The 21,761-nt window shown below is 73.2% G+C and carries 23 protein-coding genes; 15 read left to right on the top strand and 8 right to left on the bottom strand.

Going from position 1 to position 21,761, the window contains the following annotated elements; genetic code table 11:
- Positions 1-5: 5 nt before the first annotated feature.
- Together ACPC54_RS00205 and ACPC54_RS00210 are read right to left on the bottom strand one after the other, a co-directional pair.
- Complete coding sequence (locus ACPC54_RS00205; RefSeq protein ID WP_498959474.1) at positions 6-488, bottom strand: hypothetical protein; 483 nt, start codon at positions 486-488, stop codon at positions 6-8.
- A gap of 113 nt (positions 489-601) precedes the next feature.
- Positions 602-1,309: a 4'-phosphopantetheinyl transferase family protein gene (locus ACPC54_RS00210; protein ID WP_498959476.1), complete on the bottom strand. Its 708-nt coding sequence runs from the start codon at positions 1,307-1,309 to the stop codon at positions 602-604.
- 212 nt (positions 1,310-1,521) lie between these two features.
- On the opposite strand from ACPC54_RS00210, the gene ACPC54_RS00215 reads away from it, so the two are divergent.
- Entirely contained in the window at positions 1,522-2,994 is a 1,473-nt protein-coding gene (locus ACPC54_RS00215; protein ID WP_498959478.1) for a choice-of-anchor A family protein, read from the top strand.
- A 92-nt stretch (positions 2,995-3,086) separates the two neighbouring features.
- Here ACPC54_RS00215 and kynU read toward each other — a convergent pair whose 3' ends face one another.
- Entirely contained in the window at positions 3,087-4,349 is a 1,263-nt protein-coding gene (gene kynU, locus ACPC54_RS00220) for a kynureninase (RefSeq protein ID WP_498959480.1), read from the bottom strand.
- A gap of 35 nt (positions 4,350-4,384) precedes the next feature.
- Positions 4,385-5,230, bottom strand: coding sequence for a tryptophan 2,3-dioxygenase (locus ACPC54_RS00225; RefSeq protein ID WP_498959482.1), 846 nt, complete (start codon positions 5,228-5,230; stop codon positions 4,385-4,387).
- Positions 5,231-5,445: 215 nt separating this feature from the next.
- On the opposite strand from ACPC54_RS00225, the gene ACPC54_RS00230 reads away from it, so the two are divergent.
- From ACPC54_RS00230 to ACPC54_RS00245, 4 genes are all read left to right on the top strand, one after another.
- Entirely contained in the window at positions 5,446-5,880 is a 435-nt protein-coding gene (locus ACPC54_RS00230) for an Lrp/AsnC family transcriptional regulator (protein WP_045705056.1), read from the top strand.
- Between the two features lie 133 nt (positions 5,881-6,013).
- Positions 6,014-6,574: a DoxX family protein gene (locus tag ACPC54_RS00235; protein ID WP_498959486.1), complete on the top strand. Its 561-nt coding sequence runs from the start codon at positions 6,014-6,016 to the stop codon at positions 6,572-6,574.
- Positions 6,575-6,736: 162 nt separating this feature from the next.
- A complete protein-coding gene (locus tag ACPC54_RS00240) occupies positions 6,737-7,369 on the top strand; it encodes an FxLYD domain-containing protein (protein WP_498959488.1) in 633 nt (210 codons plus the stop codon).
- Between the two features lie 354 nt (positions 7,370-7,723).
- Positions 7,724-9,553: a glycosyl hydrolase family 18 protein gene (locus tag ACPC54_RS00245; protein WP_498959491.1), complete on the top strand. Its 1,830-nt coding sequence runs from the start codon at positions 7,724-7,726 to the stop codon at positions 9,551-9,553.
- A 107-nt stretch (positions 9,554-9,660) separates the two neighbouring features.
- On the opposite strand, the gene ACPC54_RS00250 is transcribed toward ACPC54_RS00245, so the two are convergent.
- Entirely contained in the window at positions 9,661-10,245 is a 585-nt protein-coding gene (locus ACPC54_RS00250) for a MarR family winged helix-turn-helix transcriptional regulator (RefSeq protein ID WP_498959492.1), read from the bottom strand.
- A gap of 156 nt (positions 10,246-10,401) precedes the next feature.
- On the opposite strand from ACPC54_RS00250, the gene ACPC54_RS00255 reads away from it, so the two are divergent.
- The 4 genes from ACPC54_RS00255 (at position 10,402) to ACPC54_RS00270 (ending at position 15,113) form a co-directional block, all read left to right on the top strand.
- Positions 10,402-11,709 carry an MFS transporter gene (locus tag ACPC54_RS00255; protein ID WP_498959494.1) on the top strand — a complete coding sequence of 436 codons (1,308 nt, stop codon included), beginning with the start codon at positions 10,402-10,404 and terminating at the stop codon, positions 11,707-11,709.
- A gap of 302 nt (positions 11,710-12,011) precedes the next feature.
- A complete protein-coding gene (locus ACPC54_RS00260) occupies positions 12,012-13,544 on the top strand; it encodes a dolichyl-phosphate-mannose--protein mannosyltransferase (RefSeq protein WP_498959496.1) in 1,533 nt (510 codons plus the stop codon).
- Positions 13,544-14,320 carry an ABC transporter permease gene (locus tag ACPC54_RS00265; RefSeq protein ID WP_498960519.1) on the top strand — a complete coding sequence of 259 codons (777 nt, stop codon included), beginning with the start codon at positions 13,544-13,546 and terminating at the stop codon, positions 14,318-14,320. The genes ACPC54_RS00260 and ACPC54_RS00265 overlap by 1 nt, the downstream gene beginning before the upstream one ends.
- Before the next feature lie 202 nt (positions 14,321-14,522).
- Positions 14,523-15,113: a TMEM165/GDT1 family protein gene (locus ACPC54_RS00270; RefSeq protein WP_498960522.1), complete on the top strand. Its 591-nt coding sequence runs from the start codon at positions 14,523-14,525 to the stop codon at positions 15,111-15,113.
- Positions 15,114-15,204: 91 nt separating this feature from the next.
- Here the strand turns inward: ACPC54_RS00270 and ACPC54_RS00275 are convergent, their stop codons facing one another.
- The 3 genes from ACPC54_RS00275 to ACPC54_RS00285 form a co-directional block, all read right to left on the bottom strand.
- A complete protein-coding gene (locus ACPC54_RS00275) occupies positions 15,205-16,284 on the bottom strand; it encodes a peptidoglycan-binding domain-containing protein (protein ID WP_498959498.1) in 1,080 nt (359 codons plus the stop codon).
- A 235-nt stretch (positions 16,285-16,519) separates the two neighbouring features.
- Positions 16,520-16,843: an alpha-amylase inhibitor gene (locus tag ACPC54_RS00280; protein ID WP_498959500.1), complete on the bottom strand. Its 324-nt coding sequence runs from the start codon at positions 16,841-16,843 to the stop codon at positions 16,520-16,522.
- Positions 16,844-16,997: 154 nt separating this feature from the next.
- On the bottom strand, positions 16,998-17,474 hold the full coding sequence (locus ACPC54_RS00285; RefSeq protein WP_498959502.1) for a MarR family winged helix-turn-helix transcriptional regulator: 477 nt from the start codon (positions 17,472-17,474) through the stop codon (positions 16,998-17,000).
- Between the two features lie 117 nt (positions 17,475-17,591).
- Here ACPC54_RS00285 and ACPC54_RS00290 point away from each other — a divergent pair, with 117 nt between their 5' ends.
- The 6 genes from ACPC54_RS00290 to ACPC54_RS00315 all read left to right on the top strand — a co-directional run bounded on the left by ACPC54_RS00290 (position 17,592) and on the right by ACPC54_RS00315 (position 21,719).
- A complete protein-coding gene (locus tag ACPC54_RS00290; RefSeq protein ID WP_498959504.1) occupies positions 17,592-17,948 on the top strand; it encodes a cupin domain-containing protein in 357 nt (118 codons plus the stop codon).
- 90 nt (positions 17,949-18,038) lie between these two features.
- Positions 18,039-18,362 (top strand): antibiotic biosynthesis monooxygenase family protein, encoded by a 324-nt coding sequence (locus ACPC54_RS00295; protein WP_498959506.1) that lies wholly within the window; start codon positions 18,039-18,041, stop codon positions 18,360-18,362.
- A 363-nt stretch (positions 18,363-18,725) separates the two neighbouring features.
- Complete coding sequence (locus tag ACPC54_RS00300) at positions 18,726-20,555, top strand: asparagine synthase-related protein (protein ID WP_498959508.1); 1,830 nt, start codon at positions 18,726-18,728, stop codon at positions 20,553-20,555.
- Positions 20,552-20,809 carry a lasso peptide biosynthesis PqqD family chaperone gene (locus tag ACPC54_RS00305; protein WP_498959510.1) on the top strand — a complete coding sequence of 86 codons (258 nt, stop codon included), beginning with the start codon at positions 20,552-20,554 and terminating at the stop codon, positions 20,807-20,809. The genes ACPC54_RS00300 and ACPC54_RS00305 overlap by 4 nt, the downstream gene beginning before the upstream one ends.
- Positions 20,806-21,234, top strand: a complete 429-nt coding sequence (locus tag ACPC54_RS00310) for a lasso peptide biosynthesis B2 protein (RefSeq protein WP_498959513.1) — start codon at positions 20,806-20,808, stop codon at positions 21,232-21,234. The genes ACPC54_RS00305 and ACPC54_RS00310 overlap by 4 nt, the downstream gene beginning before the upstream one ends.
- A 38-nt stretch (positions 21,235-21,272) precedes the next feature.
- Positions 21,273-21,719, top strand: coding sequence for a hypothetical protein (locus ACPC54_RS00315; RefSeq protein ID WP_498959515.1), 447 nt, complete (start codon positions 21,273-21,275; stop codon positions 21,717-21,719).
- Positions 21,720-21,761 lie beyond the last annotated feature (42 nt).

Genomic DNA, 21,761 nt, shown 5'->3' on the forward strand with positions numbered 1-21,761 from the left:
GGCCGTCAGACGCCGGTGGTCGACCCGGGCCGGATGATCATCAGGACCGTGACCACGGCCCACAGCAGGTTGAACACGCCGCCGGTCATCGGCAGCAGCCGCAGGCCGCCGACCGCCTTGGCGCGCTGCTCGTCCTCCGGGGCGAGGGCCAGCGCGTCGACGGCGGCCTGCTGGCCGGGCAGCACGAAGAGCAGCAGGGTCAGGCCGGCGATCGCGGTGAGCACCATCGCCACGATCAGCCAGGACTGCCCGAGCACGCCCATCACCTGGGCCACGCCGATGCCGAGCGCGGGCACCGCGACCCCCAGCAGCGCGTAGACCTGGGTGATCCGGTGCAGGACGCGCAGCACGCCCGCCTCGCCGGCGGCGTCCGGACCGCCCGCCAGCGCGGCCCGCGCCCGGCGCGGGAACATGCTGACGGCCACCGCGACCGGGCCTATGAACAGGACCGACGCGAGGACGTGCAGGCTCAGCAGGAACTTGGCCATGGCGGGGACACCCCTGATCCGGTGGTGGGTGGTTGGTACGGCGGTGCGCGGCGGCGGCGCGCCCGCGACCAGGCACGCTAACACCCTCTTATCCGCCGACCGGCAGCGAGTGCTCAGCCGCCCGGCGTGAGCTCCACCACCCGCGGCGCGGCGGTGCTGACCGCGGCGACGGCGGCGCCGTGCTCCGGATCCGTCCAGTCGAGCAGGTGCAGGTCCCCGTGGCGGCTGCGCAGCGGGGCGGCGGGCGGGACGTCCAGCGGCAGCTCGGCGAGGTCGATCTCGCCGAGGGTGTCCAGCCGGGCCCGGCCGATCTTGATCAGCGACTCCTTGCGCACCCACTGCCGCAGGAAGGCCAGGTTCGGCTCCGGGCTCGCCTCGACGGCGGCCAGCTCGCCCGGGGTGAGCACCCGGCGGGCGACCGCGCGCAGCGAGCCGCCGCGCACCGCCAGCTCGACGTCCACCCCGACCGGCTGGAAGCCGGCGCCGGCCGCGACCACGCCCCGGGTGTGCGACAGGGTCACGTGCACCTCCGGGTGGTCCGGCAGGTACGGCTTGCCGTGGTCGGCGAGGCCGCAGTCGGGGCACTGCTGGGCGAGGACGAGGCCGTCCGCCGGGACGCCGAGCAGCCGGGCGGCACAGAGCCGGACCAGCAGGTGCCCGGCGGTGAAGTCGAGCCGCCCCGACTCCTGCCGGAACCGCCCGGCGCGCTCGCGCTCCAGGGCGGTGAGCAGGTGCTCGCCCACCTCGGGGTGCCGCAGCACGGCGTCGGCGGACGCGACGGCGACGAGCGGCGGGCGCTGGTCCTGGGCCTCGGAGGTCATGTCCTCAACCTACCTCCGTACGGGCGTTCGGGCCGGGGGTGGCGACACGCTGCACCGTTCGGATGACTTTCGGATCCGACCTGAGGGTCTGTAGGGTATGAATCGTCCGATTTGCGACTGGATATCCCGAATCTGTGGGATCGACAGCAGATATCACAGAACGCGGCAGGTCCTCGGCACCTGCCCTTTTCTATGCGCGGAGGAAAGTGTCGATGGATCAGGGCCGCACCGGAACGCCGGGCCGCAGGACGACCGCCGTCAGAAGGAGCCCCGCCGCCGGCCGCCGCCGGGCAGCCCGGATCGCCGTCGCCACCGCCGTCGCCGCGGTGCCGCTGGCCGCCGCGCTGACGGTCGGTTCGGCCGCGCCGCTGGCCCCGCCGCTCGGCGCCTGCACCGGGCCGGACTGCCCGGCGACCTGGCCGGAGTCCAACAACGGCGACTTCACCGGCCGGGACGCGAGCATCAACGTCTTCACCGGCGGCAACTACACCGTCAACGGCCGGGCGGCCGAGGCCGAGGGCAAGATCGTCACGCTGGGGAACCTGACCGTCGACAAGAACGGCGGCGGCGTCTACAACATGGGCGTCGTCGGCGTCGGCTCCCGCGTCGTCCCGCCGAACGGCAGCGACTTCGTCACCACCGGCGGCGACGTCGTCGTGGCGAGAGGCAACGCGATCCTCATCGGCGGCAGCGACTCGCACGGCCCGGCCTTCGGCAACCTGCGCCACGCGGGCAGCGTCTCCGGCGTCGTCAACATCGACCCCACCGGCCAGTCCATCCAGGACCCGAACGCCGCCGCGCCGTACCAGGACGTGCTGACCCGGATCGAGGAGGTCTCCGACTGCGTCGGGAAGGCCGCCGCGACCGGCACCGTCGACATCTCCTCCAGCCAGGCGACCTTCACCGGCGACGGGACCAGCATGAAGCAGGTCTTCAACGTCAGCCAGAACCTCGCCTCGCCGACCGGCGGGCAGATCGGCCTGGTCTTCAACAACATCCCGGCCGGGGCCACCGTGGTGGTCAACATGCTCGGGGACAGCCCGATCATCAACACCTACACCGGTACCGGGATCGCCGGTGACCAGACCACCGACATGCGCTCCAAGCTCATGTACAACTTCCCGACCGCGACCTCGCCGCAGATCCTCGGCAGCGCGCAGTTCCAGGGCTCCGTGCTGGCCGGGAACCCGGGCGGCACGATGACCATCGCCCAGCCCGGCATGAACGGGCGGGTCTACCTGGCGGGCAACCTGATCCACACCGGGACGGGCGGCTACGAGATCCACAGCTACCCGTTCGACGGGGACCTGCCGGAGTGCAGGACGCCGAGCCCGTCGCCGACCTCGCCGTCGCCGACCCACCCCTCGCCGTCGCCTTCGCCGACCTCGCCGTCGCCGACGCACCCGTCGCCTTCGCCGACCTCGCCGACCCCGACCTCGCCGTCCGCGACCTCGCCGTCCGCCTCCGCGAGCAGCACCTCGCCCTCGGCGACGTCGAGCTCGTCCGGCGCCGGCCCGGCCCCGACCAGCCACCACCCGAGCGGCCACCACACCGGTGGCGGCGGTGAGCTGCCCTCCACCGGAGCGGGCAACGCCCCGGTGGTGTTCGGCCTCGCGGGCGCCGGCCTGCTGGGCCTGGGCGGTCTGGCCGTCCTGGCCGCCCGCCGCCGCGGTCGTCACGGCTGACCGTCGCGCACAGCTGACCGTCACGCCGACGGACCGAAGGCCGCCCGGGTCGCCGTGACCCGGGCGGCCTTCGACGTGCGCCGGGCGCCCGGTCAGGTCACCTCGCCCCGGCGGGAGAAGTGCTCCGCCTGCCACTCGCCGCTGGCCAGTACCTCGGCCAAGTGCCGGGCGGCGTCCCAGACTTCGGTGTACGACAGATAGAGCGGCGTGAAGCCGAAGCGCATCAGGTCCGGTGCGCGGAAGTCGCCGATCACCCCGCGGGCGATGAGCGCCTGCACGACCGGGTAGCCGTCCGCGTGCCGCAGCGCGACCTGGCTGCCGCGCCGGGCGTGCTCGCGCGGGGTGACCACCTCGATGCCGTCCAGGCCCTCGACGAGCGAGACGAACAGGTCGGTCAGCGCCAGGCTCTTGGCCCGCACCGCGCCGAGGTCGGCCCGCTCCCAGACGTCGAGCGAGGAGTCCAGCGCGGCCTGCCCGAGCAGCGAGGGCGAGCTGGTCAGGAACCGGCCGATGCCCGGCTTCGGCTCGTACCCGGGCTCGAAGGCGAACGGGCGGGCGTGGCCGAACCAGCCGCTCAGCGGCTGCACCGGGCCGGCCGCCAGGTGCCGCTCGGCGACGTACAGGAAGGCCGGCGCGCCGGGGCCTCCGTTCAGGTACTTGTAGGTGCAGCCGACCGCGAAGTCGGCGTTCGCGGCGCCGAGTTCGACCGGCAGGGCGCCCACCGAGTGGCACACGTCCCAGATCATCAGCGCGCCCGCGGCCTGCACCCGGGCGGTGATGCCGGGCATGTCCAGCAGCTCGCCGGTGCGGTAGTCCACGTGCGACAGGACGACCGCGGCGACGTCCCCGTCCAGGTGCGCGTCCAGCTCCTCCGGGCGGATCAGCAGGCTGCGCCCGCCGTCGACCAGGCCGGTGACGCCCTCGGCGATGTACAGGTCGGTGGGGAAGGCCTCGCCGTCGCCGAGCACGGTGCGCCGGCCCGGGCGCAGCCGCAGCGCGGCCGACAGCACCTTGAACAGGTTGACCGAGGTGGTGTCGCAGACGATCACCTCCGCCGGGTCGGCGCCGATCAGCGGCGCGATCCGCCGGCCCAGCCGGTACGGCTGCTCGAACCAGCCGGCGTCGTTCCAGCTGCGGATCAGCTCGTGGCCCCACTCCCGCTCGACGACCTGCCGCACCCGCTCCGGGGTGCGCACCGGGAGGGCGCCCAGCGAGTTGCCGTCCAGGTAGATCACCCCCGGCGGCAGGGCGAACTCCGCGCGGAACCCCGCCAGGGGGTCGGCGGCGTCCAGCGCCGCGCACTGCTCGCGCGTGAGTGCGCCCGTGCTGGTACCCGTGCCCGTGATCATGCTCATCCCTTCGGCCACCTCCGCCGTCCCGACCGTCCCGCTCACAGCTCGTCCCGGATCGCCCAGAGTTCCGGGAAGACGTCCTGCTCGGCCGCCCGGCGCAGCCAGGCGAGCCCGCTGGAGCCGCCGGAGCCGGGCTTGCCGCCCATCGTCCGCTTGACCGTGGAGAGGTGGCGCTGGCGCCAGCGGGTGACCCGCTCGGCGACGTCCAGCAGCGCCTCGCCGAGCGGCTGCAGCCCGGCGAACTCCGGCTCGGTGTACACCCGCCGCCAGGCCGCGGCGACCTCCTCGGACGGGCGGTGGCGCTCCTCGGACGTCTCCGGGCGCACCGCCAGGCCGCGCCGGGCCAGCAGGGCCAGCGCCTCGTCGTACAGGCCGGGGGAGCGCAGCGTCTCGGCCAGCTCGGCCCGGACCCGCGGCATGCCGTCGTACATCTTCAGCAGCGCGGCGTTCTTGTTGCCGATCATGAACTCCAGCTGCAGGAAGGCCGAGGACTGGAAGCCGGAGGCCTCGCCGAACAGCGAGCGGAAGGCGTTGAACTCGTGCGGGGTCATGGTGGCCAGCAGGCCCCAGGACTCCACCAGGACGTCCTGGGTGTGGGTCCCGCGGCGCAGGGCGGCCAGCGCGGCGGGCAGGTCGTCCTCGCGCAGCGCCTGCCGGGCGATCGTCCACTCGTGCCGCAGCAGGTCGAAGAGCAGCTCCATCACCTGGGTGGTGATGATGAACGACAGCTCGGCCGGCTCGTCGCTGTGCGGCCGCTGCAGGGCGTGCAGCTCCTCCAGCCGCACGTAGTCCGCGTACGGGGTGCCCCGACCCGGCCGGTCGCCCTGCCCGAACGACAGGTTCGGTGTCTCCACCGCGTCGTGCTCCACCGTGTCGTGCACCATCCCGATCCCTCCTGATCCGTCCGGGCTCCGTCGCCCGGGTCGGCGGAGCCGCGCGGACGGCCCGGTTCCACCGAGCCCATTGTGCGGCGGTGCCACCCCCCGGTTGAATGGTCGACGGACACCGCAACCGCGCTCCGGGCTCTCGTGCGCGAGGCGTTTCGCGGAATCGCTTTGCGAATGAAAAACCCCTGATCATCGCTGCCCCGGGAGCCGTCATGGACGCCGTCGACCGCCGCCTGCTGGCCGAGCTGCAGGGCGACGCCCGGCTCTCGTACAACGAACTCTCCCGCCGGGTCAGCCTGTCCGCACCCGCGGTGGCCGAGCGGGTCCGCCGGCTGGAGGCGGACGGGGTGATCAGCGGCTACCACGCGCACGTGGACCTGACCCGGGCCGGGCTGCCGATCACCGCGCTGGTGCAGATCCAGTGCTACGGCCCGCGCTGCGTGCTGCGCGACCCGGAGGTGGCGACCTGGCCGGAGGTGCTGCAGCTGCACCGGGTCACCGGCGGGGCCTGCTGCGCGCTGCTGGTCGCGGTGCCCACGATGGCCGACTTCGAGGCGCTGTGCGACCGGCTCGGCGGCTACGGGCAGCCGTCCAGCTCGATGATCCTCTCCAGCCCGGTGCCGTGGCGGCCGGTGGTCGCGCCGTAGGGCGTCGCGTACGGCTCGTCGCTTCATTCCCGATCGGCGGCGGATTCGCCCGGATGGCGGCCCCGGCTCGAACGGGCGCGCGGGGTCGGGTGCCATGGAGGCAGGACTCCCTGCGCGGAAGCGAGGATGCGACATGTGCCTGAACCGGAGAGACCTGGGCCTGCTGGCCCTGCGCGGCGCGGTCGGCGGCGTGCTGATCGCGCACGGCACCCAGAAGCTGTTCGGCTGGTTCGGCGGGGGCGGCCTCGACGGCACGACCCAGGCGATGGAGCACATGGGCTTCCACCCGGCCCGGCAGAGCGCCATCGCGGCGGGCCTCGGCGAGGCCGGCGGCGGTGCGCTGCTGGTCGCCGGGCTGGCGACCCCGGCGGCCGGCGCGGTGGTGGCCGGGACGATGGCGGGCGCGGTGGCGGTGCACGCCCCGGCCGGCTTCTTCGCGATGTCCGGCGGCTACGAGTACCCGGCGTTCCTGGGCGCCACCGGCCTCGCGGTCGGCCTGGCCGGCCCCGGGCGGTACTCGCTGGACCACCTGACCGGCCACGTCTTCGACCGGCCGTGGGTCGGGTTGCTGTCCTTCGTGGCGAGCGCCGCCGGTGCGTACGGGGTGGTGGCCCGGCGGCGGCACGTGGTGCGGCTGCGCGAGGAGCGGGCGGCGGTGGAGGCGGACGAGCAGGAGGGCTCGGGGCTGTCCTGAAAGGTCGGTGGGGCCGGGCCCGCGGCGGGTCCTGCGGGCAGGCGTGCTCCCCTCCCCGGGGTCACCCGGAGGGAGCACGCCTGCTGGCGGCCCGGGCCGGCGGCTCCGAGGGTGGGCGGCAGGTGCGCCGGGCCGCCGGCGCCGGGAAGGAACGAGGAGCGCATGGACCGCCAGCCGCTCACCCGGGCCGGTGCGCCGGCCCGTCCGTCGGCCCGTCCGCGGGTCACCCAACGGCCCCCGGACGCACCGCTGTTGCATGGCCGCCGGGCCGCCGCCGGGGTGCTGGCGGCGGCCGTGCTCGGGGCGGCCGCGCTGGCCGGCTGCTCCTCCGGCAAGAGCGCGAGCAGCGTCGTCTCCTCGGCCGCGGGCGAGATCGAGAAGGGCGTGAGCGCCGCGGCCTCCGCCGCGTCCGCGCTGGCCTCGGCGGCGGGCGGGGCGGGGTCGCTGCTCTCCTCGGCCCAGGCGGAGGCCTCGGCGGCGGTGTCGGCGGCCAACTCGGCGGTCGCGGGGATCAAGGGCGGGCTGGACGCCAAGGCGGACGTGGCCGCGGGGGCGGTGTCCACCGGCTCGGACGGGAAGGCGCAGGTGGACCTGACCGTCACCAACCACGGGCAGCAGTCGTACCGGTACGTGGTCCAGGTGAACTTCACGGACGACTCCGGCAAGGTGCTGGACGCCGTCGCGGTGACGGTCGACGACGTGGCGACCGGGCAGAGCGCCAAGGTCACGGCGCGCAGCAACCGCGAGCTGTCGGGCACCGTCAAGGCCGTGGTGGCGAACGCGATCCGGTACTGACGCCCTGGTGGGGGCGGGTGGCGGCGGCGTGGGGGCGGTCCGGGCGGGGCGGACGCCAACCTTAAGCGCGGCTCAAGGCCCAACAGCACCCCTTGACGGGCGAGTTGGTCTAGTCCATTTTTAATCCCCAGGTGCAGGGAGCCCCTGAACCGGCGTCAACGGCCTCCGGGCCGGGGGCGCCGGTTCGGCGCATCCCGGTGTCCGTCCAGGCCCGATCCCGTTCCACGTCGACTCCACCCAGACGCTCCAGCCCAGACACCCCACCCCTGATCTGTCATGTCCCGGTCGTCCGACCCCACCTCGGACGCGCGCCCCCGGGGCGACGGAACCCCCACAACCAGGAGTAACGCACCCATGCTGCGCTCACGCATCGAAAGGGCCGGGACGCCGGCTCCGCAGGACGGCCGCCGACGCCGCCCGAAGAGCCTGGCCGCCGTCGCGGCCGGCACCACCGTCTCCCTGCTGCTCGGCGCGGGCCTCGCGCTGACCGGCGGCGGCGCGGCCAACGCCGCGACCACCAACTCCACCGGCGCGACCGCCACCAGCGGCGGCATCAAGGTCGCCTACTTCGACCAGTGGTCGATCTATGCCAACGGGTACTACCCGAAGACCATCCAGGACACCGGCGTGGCCGGGAAGCTGGACTACCTGATCTACGACTTCGCCAACATCAGCCCGACCGACCTGGGCTGTTTCGAGGCCACCAAGGCCGCCGACGGGAACGACAACAACCCCAACGCGGGGGACGGCGCCGCCGACGCGTTCGCCGACTACCAGAAGAGCTTCGGCGCGGACATCTCCGTCGACGGCGTCGGCGACGTCTGGAACCAGCCGATCGCGGGCAACTTCAACCAGCTGAAGAAGCTGAAGGCGAAGAACCCGAACCTCAAGGTCCTGCTGTCGATCGGTGGTTGGACCTACTCCAAGTACTTCTCGCCGGCCTCCGCCACGGACGCCTCGCGCAAGCACCTGGTCTCCTCCTGCATCGACATGTTCATCAAGGGCAACCTCCCGTCCGAGGCCGGCTTCGGCGGCCCGGGCACCGGGGCGGGCGTCTTCGACGGCATCGACATCGACTGGGAGTACCCGGGCGGCGGCGGCCACACCGGCAACAACGCCGGCCCGGCCGACAAGCAGAACTTCACCCTGCTGCTGCAGGAGTTCCGCAACCAGCTGGACGCGCAGGGCAAGGCAGACGGCAAGACCTACGCCCTCTCGGCGGCGGTCGGTGCCGGCCAGGACAAGATCATGAACGTCGAGACCGACAAGATCGGTCAGTACCTGACCTTCCTCGACGTCATGACCTACGACATGCACGGCGGCTGGGACCCGCAGGGCCCGACCAATCACCAGGCCCCGCTCTACTCCGGCCCGAACGACCCGTCCACCCCGGCCAAGCCGGGCAACGGCAAGTACTCGATCGACAACGCCATCAAGGCGTGGACGGTCGGCGACGCGCAGTACGGCATCCCCGGCGGCTTCCCGGCCAACAAGATCAACATGGGCGTGCCGTTCTACTACCGCGGCTGGACCGGCGTCCAGAACAACGGCAAGAACGGCCTCTTCCAGCCCGCCACCGGCCCGGCGGCCGGCGCCCCGATGTCCGGCAGCGTCCCCGGCATCCAGATGTTCAAGGAACTGGGCGGCTTCGTCGACAACCCGTCGAAGACCTTCTGGGACGACGACGCCAAGGCGGCCTACTTCTACGACGGCACCACCTTCTGGAGCGGTGAGAACGCCAAGTCCATCCAGGCCAAGCTGGACTACGCGCACTGCAACGGCCTCGGCGGCTCCTTCGCCTTCTCGCTGTACGACCTGGGCACCCAGACCGGGCTGTTCGACACCATGGTGAACGCCACCAACGGTTCCGCGGCCGGCTGCCCGGCCCCGCCGACCGGCACCCCGACCCCGACCCAGACCCCGACCGGCACGCCCACGGGCACGCCGACCGGCACCCCGACCGGGACCCCCACGGGCACCCCGACCGGCACCCCCACCAGCACCCCGACCTCGCCGGCCACCTGCTCGGCCGCCCCGAGCTGGAACGCGGGCACCGTGTACGCGGCCGGCGGCACCAAGGTCTCCTGGAAGGGCCACTACTACACCAACAAGTGGTGGACCCAGGGCGACGACCCGTCGCAGAGCGGCCAGTGGGGCGTCTGGACCGACAACGGGCCCTGCTGACCCGGACGCGGATCCGCTGACGGACCGCGACCGCACCTGAACGACAAGAGTCCGGCCCGCCGGGGGAGTTCCCCCGGCGGGCCGGACTCACGTGTTCGCCCGCGCGTTCACCGCGCCGGGCCGCCGGTGCGCCCGGGCGCGTCCGGCCGGGTCTCCTCGATCCGCCGCAGCATCCGCGCCAGCAGGCCGGAGAGCGCCGTCCGGTCCTCGTCGGCCAGGTCCTGGAGCAGCTCCTCCTCGAACACGGCCGCCATCCGCATGGACTCCAGCCACTTGTCGCGGCCGGTCTCGGTCAGCTCGATGATCACCCGCACCCGGTTGGACTCGTCCCGCTCCCGGGTGACCAGGCCGTCCGCCACCATCCGGTCGATCCGGTGCGTCATCGCCGCCGGGGTGAGCCCGAGCCGCTTGGCGAGCTCGCCCGGGCCGAGCCGGTACGGGCTGCCGGATACCACCAGGGCCTTGAGCACCTCCCACTCGGCGGACGTGATCCCGAGCACGGTCAGCTGCCGGTCGTACGCCACGCCCATCCGCCGGGAGACCCGGTTCAGGGTCTGCACGATCGTCTCCACCTGGGGGTCCACGGTGGGGAACTCCCGCTGGTAGAGCGCCACCTGCTCGGCGATGCCGATCTCCAGGGCGGTGGCCGGCGCGGGCTTGTCGGCCGCCGGCGCCGGCTTCTCGGTAGTCATGCGGACCAGTGTCGCACGGCTGTGCACCCCTTAAGACTTTGACACCGCACCCTTCCGGTGCTAAGACTTTATCTCGTCAAACTTTAGCTCTGAAATCTTCTGGGCTCAAGAGTACCGGGATCAAGAGTCCGGTCGAACCAGGAAGGGATGTGCACGGTGACCGGCACGGTGAAGCAGCAGAGGCAGCAGCGACGTGGGGCGGGCAGCCCGCTGCGCCGCGTCCAGATCGGCAACGCGCTCAGTGCGTTCGGCAGCGGGTTCACGATGCCGTACATGTTCGTGTACGTGGACCAGGTGCGCGGGCTGGGATCGCTGGCGGCCGGGATGGTGTTCACCGTGTTCGCGCTGGCGGCGCTCGTCGTCCTGCCGTTCACCGGCCGCGGCATCGACCGGTACGGCCCGCGCCCGGTGCTGCTGGCCGGTACGGCGCTGGCCGCCACCGGCGCGTTCGCCTTCGGCCACGCCACCGGCACCCCTGCCCTGCTGGTCTCGTCCTTCCTGTTCGGCGCGGGTGTCACCACCTGCCAGCCGGCGCTCGCCACGATGATCGTCCGCTGCTCCACCGCGGCGACCCGCTCGCACGCCTTCGCGCTGCAGTTCACCCTGGTCAACCTGGGCATGGGCATCGGCGCGCTGGTCGGCGGGCAGATCGTGAACGTCGCCGACCCGGCCAGCCTCACCCGGCTGTTCACCATCGAGGCGGCGACCTTCCTCGGCCTCGCCCTGGTCACCGGCACCGCCCGGATGCCGCGGGCCAACCTGACCGTCGTCCAGGAGAAGCACGACGGCCCGACCGGCCTGCGCGCCCTGCTCGCCGACAAGGCGATGCTGCGGCTCGGCATCCTTGCCGGGCTGATCTTCTTCACCTGCTACGGCCAGTTCGAGTCCGGCGTCGCGGCCTTCGCCACCGACACCGTCGGCACCGCGCCGTCCACCCTGGGCCTCGCGATCGGCGCCAACGCGCTGACCATCGTCGTCCTGCAGATGTTCATGGTGCGGATCACCGCCCGCCGCCGCCGCACCACCGCGATGGCCGCGGCCGGCCTGGTCTGGCTCGCCGCCTGGGCGATGGCCCTGGTGGCCGGCCTGATCCGGACGGAGACCATGGCCGCCACGGTCGCCATCGTCTCGATCTACGCCCTGTTCGGTGTCGGCGAGTCGCTGCTCGCGCCGACCATGGGCCCGATGGTCGCCGACCTCGCCCCGGCCCGACTGCTCGGCACCTACAACGCCGGGTACGCCCTGGTGAAGCAGATCGCGATCGCGGTCGGCCCGGCCGTGGGCGTGCTGCTGGTCGGCTCCGGCACCTGGCCGCTCTACCTGGCGGCCATGGCGGGCTGCACGCTGCTGATCGTCGCCCTGGCGGTGCGGCTGCGCCCGTACCTCACGCCGGAGCAGGACAACGCGGCCCCGGCCGTGGTCCGCACGGCGGCCCCTGTCCGGGAGCTGCAGACCGCCGCGTGACGGCGGCCCGCGCAAGGGTGTTCGAGAGGGCGCCGACCAGGTCACCTGGTCGGCGCCCGTCGCGCTTGGCTTCGACAGGCACCGCCCCATAGTGTCGGTGCCTGTCGCCCGTCCGCCCCAGGCCGGCGCGGCAGACCCGGGCGGACCGGTACGGCGGGCCCGGGCGGAGCAGACCAGTCGCACCGGCGAAGACAGGCGAAATCGGCGAGGCTATGACCCAAGCGGCGCTCACGCACCCCCCGGCGGCCCCGGCCCCCACCACCCCGCCCCCGGCACGGGCCCCGCGCCGCCTGCCCCCCTGGGTGGCCCGGCACGCCGGCTGGCTCGGACCGATCGGCGTCGCACTCTTCGCCGGCCTGCTGCGGTTCTGGAACCTCGGCTACCCCAACTCCTTCGTCTTCGACGAGACGTACTACCCCAAGGACGCCTGGTCGCTGCTCCAGCAGGGCTACGAGGGCACCTGGCCGGACCACGCGAACACCGACATCCTCGCCGTCCCGCAGAGCATCCCGCTGAGCTCCGCCCCCGAGTTCGTCGCCCACCCGCCACTCGGCAAATGGGTGATGTCCATCGGCGAGCAGCTGTTCGGACTGCACCCCTTCGGCTGGCGGTTCATCACCGCCCTGCTCGGCACCCTCTCCGTGCTGATGCTGGCCCGGATCGGCCGCCGGCTCTTCGGCTCCACCCTGGTCGGCTGCACCGCCGCGCTGCTGATGTCCGTCGACGGCCTCCAGCTGGTGATGAGCCGGGTCGGCCTGCTGGACGGCATCCAGATGTTCTTCGTGCTCGCCGCCTTCGGCAGCCTGCTGGTCGACCGCGACCACGTCCGCGCCCGGCTCGCCGGGGCGGAGGACGCCGACCGGGTGCGGCTGGGCCCGCGCCCCTGGCGGATCGCCGCCGGGGTGCTCCTCGGCGCCGCCTGCGCCGTCAAGTGGAACGGCGCCCCGATCCTCGCCGCGTTCGGCGTCCTGACCGTGCTGTGGGACCAGTCCGGCCGCCGCGGGGCCGGCGCCCGCCGACCCTGGCGCTCGATGCTGCGCCGGGACGCCGGGCCCGCCCTGCTCGCCATGGTCGGCTCCGCCCTCGTGGTGTACGTCGGCTCCTGGAGCGGATGGCTGGCCAGCGGCGCCGGTGGTGACGGCGCGAGCGGCTACGACCGGCACTGGGCGGACGGCCGGGCGGGCCTCTCCCCGGACAAGCTCCTCGGCATCCCGCTGCCCCAGGTCCCGATGGGCTGGGTGCCCGCGCCGCTGCGCAGCCTGTGGCACTACCACGCGCAGATGTACGACTTCAATACCGGGCTGAACCAGCCGCACACCTACCAGTCCAACCCCTTCGCCTGGCTGGTCGACGGCCGCCCCGTCTCGATGTACTGGGAGCAGGTGCCGAACGGCCAGCACGGCTGCACGGCCTCCGGCGGCTGCGCGGCGCAGATCCTGGGCCTGGGCACCCCGTTCCTGTGGTGGGCGGCCTGCTTCGCGCTGGCCTACCTGCTGTGGCGCTGGTTCTTCCGCCGGGACTGGCGCTCGGGCGCCGTGCTGTGCGCGGTCGCCGGGATCTACCTGCCCTGGTTCCGCTTCCAGGAGCGGACGATCTTCTCCTTCTACATGGTCGTGCTGGTGCCGTTCCTGTGCCTGGCCGTCGCCCAGATGCTCGGCGCCGTCCTCGGCCCGCCCGGCTGCAGTGCCGAGCGCCGCCGCTACGGCGCGATCGGGGCCGGGCTGATCGTGTTCGCGATCGTCGGCTGCTTCGCCTTCTTCTACCCGCTGTACTCGGCGGAGGTGATCCCGATGTCGGCCTGGCAGGACCGGATGTGGTTCACCAGCTGGATCTGATGCCGCTGGCGGCCTCCGGCGGTCAGCTGCTGCCGGTCACCCCGACGCTCTGGGCGGTGACGGCGGTGCTGCTGCTGGCCGCCGTGGCGGTCGCCGGGTGGGGCCTGCTCGGGCACGGGCACGCGGTGCTGCGGGCCGGGCTGCGGGCGGTCGTGCAACTGGCCGGCGTCGCGGCGGTGATCACCTGGGTGGTCGGCTCGCTGTGGTGGTCGGCGCTGTTCGTGCTGCTGATGTTCACCGTCGCGGTGCGCACCGCCGGGCGGCGGATGACCCCCGGCCCCGGCTGGGTCTGGGCGGCCGCCCCGATCGGCGCCGGGGTGCTGCCGGTGCTCGCCCTGCTGCTGGGCGTCGGCCTGCTGCCGCCGAAGGGCCTGTCCGTCATCCCGGTCGCCGGCATCATGATCGGCGGCGCGCTCACCGCCACCTCGCTGGCCGGGCGGCGCGCCCTGGACGAGCTGCGGCAGCGGCGCGGCGAGGTGGAGGCGGCGTTGGCGCTCGGCTTCGACGAACGCGACGCGCGGCTGGAGATCTGCCGCACGGCGGCCGCGACCTCGCTCGTCCCGGCGCTGGACCAGACCCGCACGGTCGGCCTGGTCACCCTGCCCGGCGCCTTCGTCGGCATGCTGCTCGGCGGCGCCTCGCCCGCCCAGGCGGGCGCGGTGCAACTGTTCGTGCTGGTCGCGCTGCTGGCGGTGGAGGCGGTGGCGATCGTGGTGGTGCTGGAGCTGGTCGGGCGCGGGCTGGTCCGGACGGGGGAGCCCGGCGACGTCCGGTAGGCTTGTCCCCGTTGAAGGGGAGTAGCCCTCCACCGGACCGTCGACATACTGGCCCCCCGGGGCCCGGCGCCCGGGGCACCCGTCCGCAGGGACGGTGCCGGCGAGACCTTCGGCCGCAGTGCTGTGACCGTTTCCAGTGCTGTCGGGCCGAAGCGTCCCCCGAGGGCCGTGCCGGCCGGGCAGCCCGACCGAGGAATCCCAACTGATGAGCCTGTCCATCGCCGCCCTGACCTTCGGCGTCATCTTCCTGGCCGAACTGCCGGACAAGACCGCGCTGGCCAGCCTGGTGCTCGGCACCAAGTACCGGGCGAGCTACGTCTTCGCGGGCGTCGCCGCCGCCTTCCTGGTCCAGGTGGTCATCGCGCTCGCCGCCGGCCACCTGCTGTCGATGCTGCCGCACCGCTGGGTCTCCGGCGTCACCGGTGCGCTCTTCCTGATCGGCGCGGCGATGCTGCTGTTCCACGGCGGCGGGGACGACGAGGACGGGCACGCCGCCAAGGAGCCGTCCTCGAACAGCTTCTGGAAGGTGGCCGGGGCGAGCTTCGTGGTCGTCGCGATCGCCGAGTTCGGCGACCTGACCCAGATCATGACCGCCAACCTGGCCGCCAAGTACACCGACCTGCTGGCCGTCGGCCTCGGCTCCTGGCTGGGGCTGTGCGCGGTCGGCGGGATCGCGATCGTGGGCGGGCAGAAGCTGCTCAAGGTCGTGCCGATGAAGTGGATCGTCCGGGTCGCGGCGGCGATCATGATCGTGCTGGCGGGCGTCAGCATCGTCGGGGCGATCACGGGCTGACGACTTCGACTCTTCGGCGGCGCCCTCCGGTCGGCGGGCGCCGCCGTCGCGTTCGCGGGTGGTGGTCGGCGGTCGCGGTGGGCGGCCGGGGTCAGCAGCCGGGGTCGGCGGCGAGCGCGGCCTGGGTCTTGGGGCCGTACACGCCGTCCTCGCCCCGGATGTGGTTGTCGCGCTGGTAGCTGCGCAGCACCGTCCGGGTCCAGTCGTCGAAGGTGCCGGTCACGAGCGACTGGTCGACGAAACCGCACTCGGCGACGTACAGGCTCTGCTGCATGGCCCTGACGTCCGGGCCGGTCATGCCGAGCTGGAGGAGGCGCGGGGTGGGCGTCGGCGTCGGGGTGGGCGTCGGGGTCGGTGTCGGCGTGGGGGTGGGGGTCGGCGTGGGCGTCGGGGTGTGGGTCGGCGTCGGGGTCGCCGTCCTGGTCGGGCTCGGCCGGCGGGTGGCCGTGGCGGTCGGGCTCGGGCCCTCGGTGGTGGGCTGCGCGCTCGGGGTCGGCGCGGCCGTCGTGGGCGGGTCCACCGGGGAGGGTGCCAGGGTGGTGGTCGGCAGCGGCTGCGCCTGGCGGTGGTCGGTGTCGGTGGACGGCGTGACCGCGTAGGCGACGCCGATGGTGAGCGCCACCAGCGTGGCGCCGACCCCGGCGATCAGCGCCTTGTGCCGGGCGAGCGGGCTCTGTTCGGCCTGCTCGGCGGCCCGTCTCGCGGCCCGGCCGCCGGGGGCGTCCGGCGCGGTGCCGGGCTCGGGCTCGACCGGGGCGTTGTCGAAGGGGAAGAAGCCGAGCTCCTGCCCGGCCGGCTCGGGGGCCGGCACCGGGGGCAGCACGGTGGTGGCGTACCCGTCCGGGCCGGGGTGCGGCGGCTGGGGCGGCGCGGCGTTCGGCGGCAGGGGCGGCGCGGCGTTCGGCGGCAGGGGCGGGAGCACCGTGGTCGCGAACGGGTCGGCGGCCGGTCCGGCGGGCGGCCCGCCCGGCGCCCCGGCGGCCGGGTGCTGCGCCGGGTACTCCTGGTACTCCTCGACGACCTGCCCGGGCGCCTGCGACACGTACGGGCGCACCAGCGGCGGGCCCTCGATGTGCGGCAGGACGGTGGTCTCGGTGAGGCTCGGGTCCGGGAGGCAGCCGCACCCGGTGGCTCGTGCGGCGCCGCACGTCGGGCAGTGCTGGTCCGGCATCGGCCGGCCCTCCTCGGATCTCGGGTGGCTTCCACGGCGCCCCGGGCGGTTCCCGGCGCACGATCGCCGCTGATTATGCAGGACGCCCCGGAAGGGGGACAGGGACGTTCGGGCCGGATGGGGGTGTTGTGCCGGTTGGTGATGGTTGGCCCCCGGTGAACGTCCGGGAAACGGCCCGCTCGCCGAACCGCCGCCCCGCCCTGCCGGGACGGGGCGGCGGGCGTTCCGCGTGCTGTCAGCAGAGGGTCAGGTTCTTGAAGAAGGTCAGGTCGATCGCGGTCGTCACGCTCGTCTGGCCGGGCTGGATCACCCCCAGGCAGGTGCCCCACGGCGTGGTCGACTGCCAGTTGACCTGGACCGACTGGGGGGTGGAACAGTTGTTGGTCACCCGGACGGTGGTGCCGAGGAACATGGACACGGAAGCCGTCACGCAGCTGGGCGCCGGGGTGGTGCCGGTGGCGGTGGAGGTGGCGGCCGACGCGTTCGCGACGCCCGGGAGGGATACGGCCAGGGCGATCCCGCCGAGTGCGAGGGCGGCGGTCTTCGCAAGGTTGCGCATGGTGGGGTGGTGCTCCTCTCGTGGGTTCGTAGCCGCAGGACCGGCCACTCGCCCATGAGGTCACGCGCCCGTCGAGCAGACAAGGCAGACCGGACGGCCTGTCAAGTTCGTGCAAGACCTTGGGAGTTGGGTTTAGGTCACACGGTACTGCCGGTTACGGGGCGCCGAACCAGCGCGGGGTGTCGAGCCGGAACGGGTCCCCGGGGGCGAGCCGCCGCAGGCCGTCCTCCAGCTGTCGCAGCTGCTCCTCGCCGAGGGCCGCCGACCACTCGGCGCGCAGTTCGTCGAAGATCCGCGCCGAGCGGGCCAGGCAGTCCACGCCCCGGTCGGTGAGCCGGACCACCTTGCGCCGGGCGTCGGCCGGGTCGCTGCCGCGCTCGACGTAGCCGAGCTGTTCCAGGCCCTCGATGGTCTTGCCCGCCGCCTGCTTGGAGACGCCGAGCCGGCGGCCGAGTTCGACGGCGGTGGTGCCGTGCGGGCCGATCGCCTGGAAGACGAAGCCGTGCGTCGGGCGCAGGTCGGGGTGGCCTTCGCGGGCGATGCGCTCGTGCAGCTCGTCGATGATCGTCCGGAAGGCGAGCAGGAGCCGCAGCGGCAGTTCGAAGCCGGGCGGGGGCGGGTCTGTTGACACGGATGGACAACCTCGTTGACTATATGGACAACAACGTTGACCATCTTAGGGGGTTCCTTCACCATGCCCGTCATCCGTCACGCCGATGCCCGCCGCACCGAGACCCCGAATGCCGTCATGACCACCTGTGCCTCGCCCACCCAGGGCTCAACTGCCCTGGCGCTGTGGCGAGTCGAGATGCCGGCCGACCGGCAGGGCCCGCTGCACGCCATGGAGACCGAGCAGATCTGGACCTTCCTGAGCGGCTCCGCGACCGTCCTGCTGGGCGAGGAGACGCTCACCGTCGCCGCCGGCGACACCCTCGTCCTCCCCGCCGGTGTCGTCCGCCGGATCGCCTCCGTCGAGGCCTTCGCCGCCGTCGTCGCCTCCGCCTCCCCCTCCCGTGCCTACAACCCCGACGCCGTCACCCCGCCCGGCGCCTGCGCCGCCGCCCCGCGTGACGACGAGCGCGTCCTCCCGGCCTGGATCGCCTGACGGGCGCCGCGTGAGGTGTAGCAGACTGCTCGGGAACGTCCCTCCCGGCGGCCGCACCAGGCGGCCCCGGCGGAACAGGAGAGGTGCGGCATGTCCGTCGTCAAGATCAACGTCCTGACCGTCCCCGCCGAGCAGCGCGAGGTGCTGGAGCAGCGCTTCGCCTCCCGCGCCGGCGCGGTGGAGAACTCGGACGGCTTCGAGTGGTTCGAGCTGCTCCGCCCGGTCGAGGGCACCGACCAGTACCTCGTCTACACCCGGTGGCGCAGCGAGGAGGACTTCAAGGCCTGGATGGAGGGCCCGATGAAGGCGGCGCACCAGGGCGGCGGCGAGGGTGAGGCCCCGAAGCGGCCCGCCGCCTCCGGCTCCACCCTGTGGTCGTTCGAGGTCGTCCAGTCGGCCGGCCCGAAGGGCTGACCTGCCCCGAGCGGATGAACGGCGCGTTCCGGTTGAGAAACCGGAACGCGCCGTTCGGCTTTTCTCTGCGAATTGCCCGGAGGGGGGCGCCGTTCAAACGCCGTGTCCGGAAGTTGCAGAGACGGGCTTCGTTGCTGGATTTCGGCGAGGCCGTCGTGCCAATGTGTGCGGCGGGGAAGTTCTCCCCTGGAGTTCCGACGAAAGGAGGCCGATATGGCCGCCAAGGAGATCTACGAGGCGCCGCTTTTCCTCGCGGTGGGCGACTTCCGTACCGCGACCGGCTGGACCATGACCGGCGGCGACGACTGGATCGCCAGCGGAATCGTCTAATCGATCGCCCGATCGAGCGTTAGGAATTAGCTGATGCCGAGCCACGGCACGCCTTTCTTCTTCGCGTTCTCCGATAGCGAGGCCGGGTGTGCCGTGGCCCGGCGGCTATGTCGGAAAAACGCCGACCTGCAAATTGTCGAATATGCTTCCGGTAATCCCTGGATCGTCGGGCGATGGGATGCCGAGGAAATAGCCGTCGCACGGGCCGGGTCCACGGCCGTCGTTCTGATCGGCACCTTGCCGAGGCTGGGCGACCGGCTGGCCGCCCGGGCCGAACGGTTGCGTGACCTGGGCGAACTGGACGACCTGGGCTCCTCGATCCCGGGCGAGTTCCATCTCCTCGCCGTCCTGGGCGGCACCGTGCGGGTCCAGGGCACCGCGTACGGAACCCGTCGGGTCTTCCATGCCAGGGTCGGGGACACCGAGGTGGTCGCCGACCGGGCCGCGCTGCTGGCCGAGTTGATCGATGCCCCGATCGACCGGACAGAGGTCGCCATGCGCTTGTTGCGGCCGGTGATCGCTCCGTCCGACCGGCGGCAGCTGTGGCAGGGAGTGTCCGCCGTCCCGCCGGGCCGGCAGTTGACGATCCGCCCGGACGCGCGGGTTCGCAGCCTGCGCTGGCACCGGCCGCCCGAGCCGCTCCTGCCGCTGGCGGCGGGTGCCGCTGCGGTTCGGTCCGCCCTGGCGGATGCCGTGGGCGCCAGGACCCACCTCGGCGGGCTGATCAGTTCCGATCTGTCCGGCGGGATGGACTCCACCTCGATCTGTACGCTCGCCGCCCGCGACGGAGCGGCGAAACTGATCGCCTGCAGCGCTCCCGGTGACGAAGCGGAGAACCAGGACGGGCACTACGCCCGTCTCGCTGCCGAACAGCTGCCGGGTACGGAGCACTTCGTCCTGCCGAAGGACGAACTCCCGTTCTTCTACAGCGGGTTGGTCGACGAGCAGAGCCGGGCCGACGCGCCTTCCATCTTCGCGATCTCGCGCGACCGGGCGACGGTCCTGAGCGCCCGGATGGCCGAGCGGGGCTCCCGGCTGCACCTGACCGGTTACGGTGGCGACCACCTGTTCATGGGAATGGCCGCGCATTACCACAGCCTGTTGCCGCGCCGGCCCGGTCTCAGCCTTCAGCGGATCCGGGCCTATCGGATCCTGTACGGCTGGCACTGGCGTACGGTGGTCTCCCAGCTCGCCGACCGGCGCTCCTACCGGTCCGCGCTGGCCGGGCTGAGCGCGCACCACTCCGGCGATCCGAGTCTGAGCAACCCGGGGCTGGGCTGGACCGTGCAGCCGCACATCCCCGTTTGGATCACTCCGGACTGCCGTGCCACGATCCAGCGCGAGCTGACCGAGCTGGCCCGGGACGCCGTTCCGTACGCCGCATCCAGCGGTCGTCACCGGGAATTGGCCAACATCTACGCGGGAACACAGGACGTGCGCGCGATGGGCGAGATCTCCCGGCACGCCGGGGTGCCGGCGGCGACGCCCTACTTCGACCAACAGGTGGTCGATGCGGCGCTGTCGGTCCGCGTCGAGGACCGGGCGACGCCCTGGGCGTACAAGCCGTTGCTGGCCGCGGCCATGCGGGGAATCGTCCCGGACGCGTGCCTGGCGCGCACCACCAAGGGCAACGGGGGTCTGGACCAGGTGGGCGGTCTCTACCGCCACCGGGACGAGATCGCCGCGCTGTGGGAGGACAGCGCGTTGGGCGCACTCGGCCTGGTCGACCAGGAGGCACTGCGTCGTTCGTGCGCCCAGCCGGGTTCGCCCGAGATGAAGGACGGCGCCATCAAGGCCGTCCTCGCCACCGAGATCTGGTTGCGGACGGCACACAACGGACACCCCCGGAGGACGGACTCATGACCCTGCGCTTCATCAAGGACCTGACCCTGGCCGAGACCGAGTTCGGCGCGGCCATGCTCGACCAGCGGAGCGGCAAGTACTGGCAGCTCAACCCCGTCGCCGCGCTGATCGCCCGGACGCTCCTGGACGGCGGCACGCCCGAGGACGCCGTCCGCGCCGTCACCGCGCGCTTCGACGTGGACGAGGCCCGCGCCGCCGCCGACGTGCACGGCCTGGTGGAGGCGATGCGCGCCGCCGGGGTGGTCCAGGGATGAGCCTGACCATCCACCTCAGCCGCAACCGCCGCCGGCGCTCGCTCGGCCTGCGCTTGCGGACCCGGGTCGCCATCGCGGTCGCCCGGCCGCTGGTCTTCCTCCCGCCGCACCGGCTGCGGCGGGTGCTGGCCGTGCTCAGCCGGGGCGCCCGGCCGGCCACCATCGGGCAGGCCACCGTCGCGCGCGAGTCCGTGCTCGCGTCCAGCCTCGGGCTCAACGGCCTGCGCGCCTGCCTGCCGCGGTCGGTGGCGGTCGCCCTGCTGTGCCGCACCGGCGGGGTGTGGCCCACCTGGTGCGTCGGCACCCGGGTCGTGCCGCCGTTCGCGGCGCACGCCTGGGTCGAGGCGGAGGGGCAGCTGGTCGGCGAGCCGGGGGTGTACGGGAGCTACGCGCGGCTGATCACCGTGGCGCCGGGCCAGGCCTGAGCGGTGGGCCGCGGCCGGCGGCCGCTAGATTCGTGATCATGAGAACACCGATCCGGGGCGGCCGGTCGCCGCAGGCAGTGCTCGACCGGCTGGGGGCGGAAGGACCGGGGGCGGAACGCTTCCGCCGGGGCACGGCCGGGGCACTGGTGGCGGTCGCGGCGGTGCTGTTCGGCTGGATCCTGGTGCTCGGGTCGACGACCCGGGGGCAGGCCGAGGTCCGGAACTGGTCCATCGTGTGGATCGGACTGGACGTCCTCCAGGTCACCGGCCTGATCGCCACCGGCCTGCTGCTGGCCCGCCGTTCACGGCTGGCGGCGCTCGCCGCCGCAGCCTCGGCGACGCTCCTCTTCCTGGACGCCTGGTTCGACGTGATGACCGCCGAGGGCGGCGGCGCCTGGTACCTCGCGCTCGCGATGGCCTTCCTCGTCGAGCTGCCCGCTTCGCTCGCCCTCGCCGCGCTGTCCCGCTCCGCCCTGGACTGGTGACCGGCGGAGTTCCACCGCCTCCTCGGCGGCGCACCGCCCCCG

The organism is Kitasatospora sp. NPDC094028 (genome assembly GCF_049543595.1).
Taxonomy (GTDB): Bacteria; Actinomycetota; Actinomycetes; order Streptomycetales; family Streptomycetaceae; genus Kitasatospora.